This is a genomic window from Anaeromonas gelatinilytica, from assembly GCF_016820635.1.
GTDB classification, from domain to species: Bacteria; Bacillota; Clostridia; order Tissierellales; family SIT17; genus Anaeromonas; species Anaeromonas gelatinilytica.
On record NZ_WSFU01000107.1, the window covers coordinates 1 to 3,055 of the forward strand.

Annotated in this window: 6 protein-coding genes; 3 read left to right on the forward strand and 3 right to left on the reverse strand. The window is 26.7% G+C overall.

What is annotated here, in order from left to right; all coding sequences use genetic code 11:
- Nucleotides 1-79 precede the first annotated feature (79 nt).
- From GOQ29_RS08940 to GOQ29_RS08950, 3 genes are all read right to left on the reverse strand, one after another.
- Nucleotides 80-394, reverse strand: a complete 315-nt coding sequence (locus GOQ29_RS08940) for a YbjQ family protein (protein WP_203372306.1) — start codon at nt 392-394, stop codon at nt 80-82.
- Nucleotides 375-587 (reverse strand): hypothetical protein, encoded by a 213-nt coding sequence (locus GOQ29_RS08945; protein ID WP_203372307.1) that lies wholly within the window; start codon nt 585-587, stop codon nt 375-377. The genes GOQ29_RS08940 and GOQ29_RS08945 overlap by 20 nt, the downstream gene beginning before the upstream one ends.
- A 106-nt stretch (nt 588-693) precedes the next feature.
- Entirely contained in the window at nt 694-1,248 is a 555-nt protein-coding gene (locus GOQ29_RS08950) for a biotin transporter BioY (protein ID WP_203372308.1), read from the reverse strand.
- A gap of 194 nt (nt 1,249-1,442) precedes the next feature.
- On the opposite strand from GOQ29_RS08950, the gene GOQ29_RS08955 reads away from it, so the two are divergent.
- From GOQ29_RS08955 to GOQ29_RS08965, 3 genes are read left to right on the forward strand one after another with little or no spacing between them, the layout of a single operon-like run.
- Nucleotides 1,443-1,907, forward strand: a complete 465-nt coding sequence (locus GOQ29_RS08955; protein WP_203372309.1) for a pyridoxamine 5'-phosphate oxidase family protein — start codon at nt 1,443-1,445, stop codon at nt 1,905-1,907.
- Nucleotides 1,908-2,378 carry a methylated-DNA--[protein]-cysteine S-methyltransferase gene (locus GOQ29_RS08960; protein WP_203372310.1) on the forward strand — a complete coding sequence of 157 codons (471 nt, stop codon included), beginning with the start codon at nt 1,908-1,910 and terminating at the stop codon, nt 2,376-2,378.
- 40 nt (nt 2,379-2,418) lie between these two features.
- Nucleotides 2,419-2,976: an HDIG domain-containing metalloprotein gene (locus GOQ29_RS08965; RefSeq protein ID WP_203372311.1), complete on the forward strand. Its 558-nt coding sequence runs from the start codon at nt 2,419-2,421 to the stop codon at nt 2,974-2,976.
- Nucleotides 2,977-3,055 lie beyond the last annotated feature (79 nt).

A 3,055-nucleotide genomic window follows, 5' to 3' on the forward strand; every position in this document is an offset into this window, starting at 1 on the left:
TTTTTCATTATATAATTTTTTCCATGTCAAACTGTAATTATTTCTTTAATGCAACACTAGAACCTAGGAGGTTTTTTATTTATTTATTTTTAACCGCTGTACCATAAATTAATATTTCTGCTGCTCCTTGAGTTATAGTAGTAGTTGAATATCTGATGTTAATAATTGCGTCAGCTCCAAGTTTTTCAGCTTCTTCAACCATCCTAGATGTAGCAATTTGTCTTGCTTCATCAATCATTTGAGAATATCCAGCGATTTCTCCTCCCACAAGATGCTTTAAACCTGCTGCAATATCTTTGCCTATATGTTTTGCTCGAATTGTACTTCCTTTAACTAAACCTAATGATTCAGTTATTTCTACATTTTTTATATAATCAGTATTTACCAATAACATCTTTTTCTTCCTCCTTTTCCTTTAATCGTTCTTTAATTAAAAGAATAAGTAAACCTATTAATGAAATTATTAATATTCCTATAGATATTTTATAATAAATAAAGATAGTTACAGAGTCTGTAACTATAAAAATATCAAATAATATCATAGCTAATATGCTAAATACAATAAGCCAACTAAATATATTTTTCATGATATCATCTCCTATAATTATATTATATCATGAAAATTTAAATTACAGAAACTATATATTAAAGAAATTATGAAAAGTACATAGAAAAATTTATATATAAATAATATTAAAATGATATTAAATTTGCTTTTAATAATGATTTTCTTAATTTTATAGATAATCCTACAGCAATTATTATTTTAATTAAATCAGGAATTATAAATGGGATTATAGTAATTTTTAAAGTATCCATATATGTCATACCTGATAAAAAATAGAATTGTATTGAACCAAAAGTATAAATAATTATAAGACCTATTATAAATGCTAGACTATAAATTATTCCAGTTTTTACCTTACTTTTGCTATCTAAATGTTTTCCAATTAATCCAATGATAAAGCTGGAAATTGGAAAGGACCATATATATCCTCCTGTTAAACTTGCTAAAGCTTGTACTCCAGCATGACCTGAAGCAAATACTGGGATACCAATTGCTCCTAATAGTATATATGTTAATTGAGATAAAGCTCCATATTTACTTCCAAGAATTATTCCAGATAGTAATACTGCTAAAGTCTGTAATGTAACTGGTATTCCTGAAGGAAGAGGTATTGATATTTGTGCACATATAGCTGTTAAAGCTACAAAGATTGAGACAGTTGTAAGATTTTTAGTAGTCATAATATCACTCCTAGATAAAATGTTTAATCGTTAACTTAAGTATTTTCACATATTAACAATTAAATAGTATTATAAAATCACTAAATTGTCAATATGTAAAAAGAATTAGTTGACAATTAACTTGATTATACTGGGTATCTTAATTATTATAAATGTATTATAATGATGGTATAGATTAGTGTAAGGAGGATTTTATGTTTAGAGAAATGAGAAGAAAAGAAAAATTATTAGAAAATAATGAAATAATTAGTATTTTAGAAAAAGGGAATTATGGGATATTATCGACTATAGGAGAAAGTGGTTATCCTTATGGAGTACCAATGAATTATATTTATTATAATGAGAGTATATACCTTCATTGTGCAGATGAAGGATATAAGCTGGATAATATCTCAAAAAATAATAAGGTTAGTTTTTGTATAGTTAGAGAATCTGAGGTTGTTCCAGAAAAATTTAGCACGAATTATAAGAGTGTTATTACATTTGGGAAGATAAAAATAGTTGATGATAATGAAAAAAAAGAAGTATTATTAAACTTTATAAAAAAATTTGCGAAGGATTTTTTAGATAAAGGTATAAAGTATGTAGAAAATTCATTTCATAAAACAACAGTATTAGAAATTAAGATAGAACATCTAACAGGAAAAGGAAGTAAGTAAATGAATGATAATAAATTTGTTATGTATTTGGATAGTCCAATCGGATTATTAGAGATATGTGGAGATGATGAATATATATTATCCATAAACTTTGCAGTTAAAAGAGAGAATGAGGAAAGAAATAACAATATATTATTGGAAGCTAAAGAACAATTAGAGGAATATTTTTGTGGTAAGAGAAAAAAGTTTAATATACCTATAAAAATGAGTGGAACAGAATTTCAGAAAAAGGTATGGAATAAATTAATAGAAATTCCTTATGGAGAATTGGCTACTTATGGTGAAATAGCTAAAGAGATAGGAAATAAAAATGCTAGTAGAGCAGTAGGAAGTGCTAATAATAAAAATAAAATTCCAATTGTCATTCCTTGTCATAGAATAATTGGAAGTAATGGAAAATTAATTGGATATGATGGAGGATTGTGGAGAAAGAAATGGTTAATAGAACATGAAAGAAATATAATTTTATAGAATTAAACAATTAATATTAATAATATTAGGAGGAATTAAGATGAATAGAGAAGAAGCTTTTGAATTATTAAAAAAATATGTAAAAACGGACAGTCTTATTAAACATTCCCTTGCAGTAGAATCTAGTATGATAGCATATGCTAATGAATTTAATGAAGATGTTGAAGAATGGTCAATTTGTGGATTGTTACATGATATTGATTTTGAAATGTATCCTGATGAACATCCTTATAGAGGATTAGAAATACTTAGAGAAAATGGATTTTCTGAAGAATTTATAGCAGCAGTGAAAGGTCATGCTGTAAAGGATGCACCAAGAGAAACACTTATGGCTAAGACTCTTTTTGCGGTAGACGAGCTATCAAGTTTTGCAATTGCTTGTGCACTAGTAAGACCAACTAAGCTTGAAGGTATGAAAGCTAAGTCTGTTAAGAAGAAATTTAAGGCGAAGTCTTTTGCAGCAGCAGTAGATAGGGACTTAATTAGGGAAAGTGCTGATCAACTTGGAGTAGATATGAATGAACATTTAAATATAGTTATAAAAGGACTTCAGAATAGAGAAAAAGAATTAAATAAAGAAGGATTAAGTTTAGTATAAAAAAGTAGGCTTGGGCCTTTTAGTGTTGCATTAAAGAAATTATTACAGGTTGACATGGAAAAAATTATATAATGAAAAA

Excerpts from the sequence above, each read along its gene's own strand:
- GOQ29_RS08945 (WP_203372307.1), bottom strand. The coding sequence starts at position 587 with ATGAAAAATATATTTAGTTGGCTTATTGTATTTAGCATATTAGCTATG.
- GOQ29_RS08955 (WP_203372309.1), top strand. The coding sequence starts at position 1,443 with ATGTTTAGAGAAATGAGAAGAAAAGAAAAATTATTAGAAAATAATGAA.
- GOQ29_RS08965 (WP_203372311.1), top strand. The coding sequence starts at position 2,419 with ATGAATAGAGAAGAAGCTTTTGAATTATTAAAAAAATATGTAAAAACG.
- GOQ29_RS08960 (WP_203372310.1), top strand. The coding sequence starts at position 1,908 with ATGAATGATAATAAATTTGTTATGTATTTGGATAGTCCAATCGGATTA.
- GOQ29_RS08940 (WP_203372306.1), bottom strand. The coding sequence starts at position 394 with ATGTTATTGGTAAATACTGATTATATAAAAAATGTAGAAATAACTGAA.
- GOQ29_RS08950 (WP_203372308.1), bottom strand. The coding sequence starts at position 1,248 with ATGACTACTAAAAATCTTACAACTGTCTCAATCTTTGTAGCTTTAACA.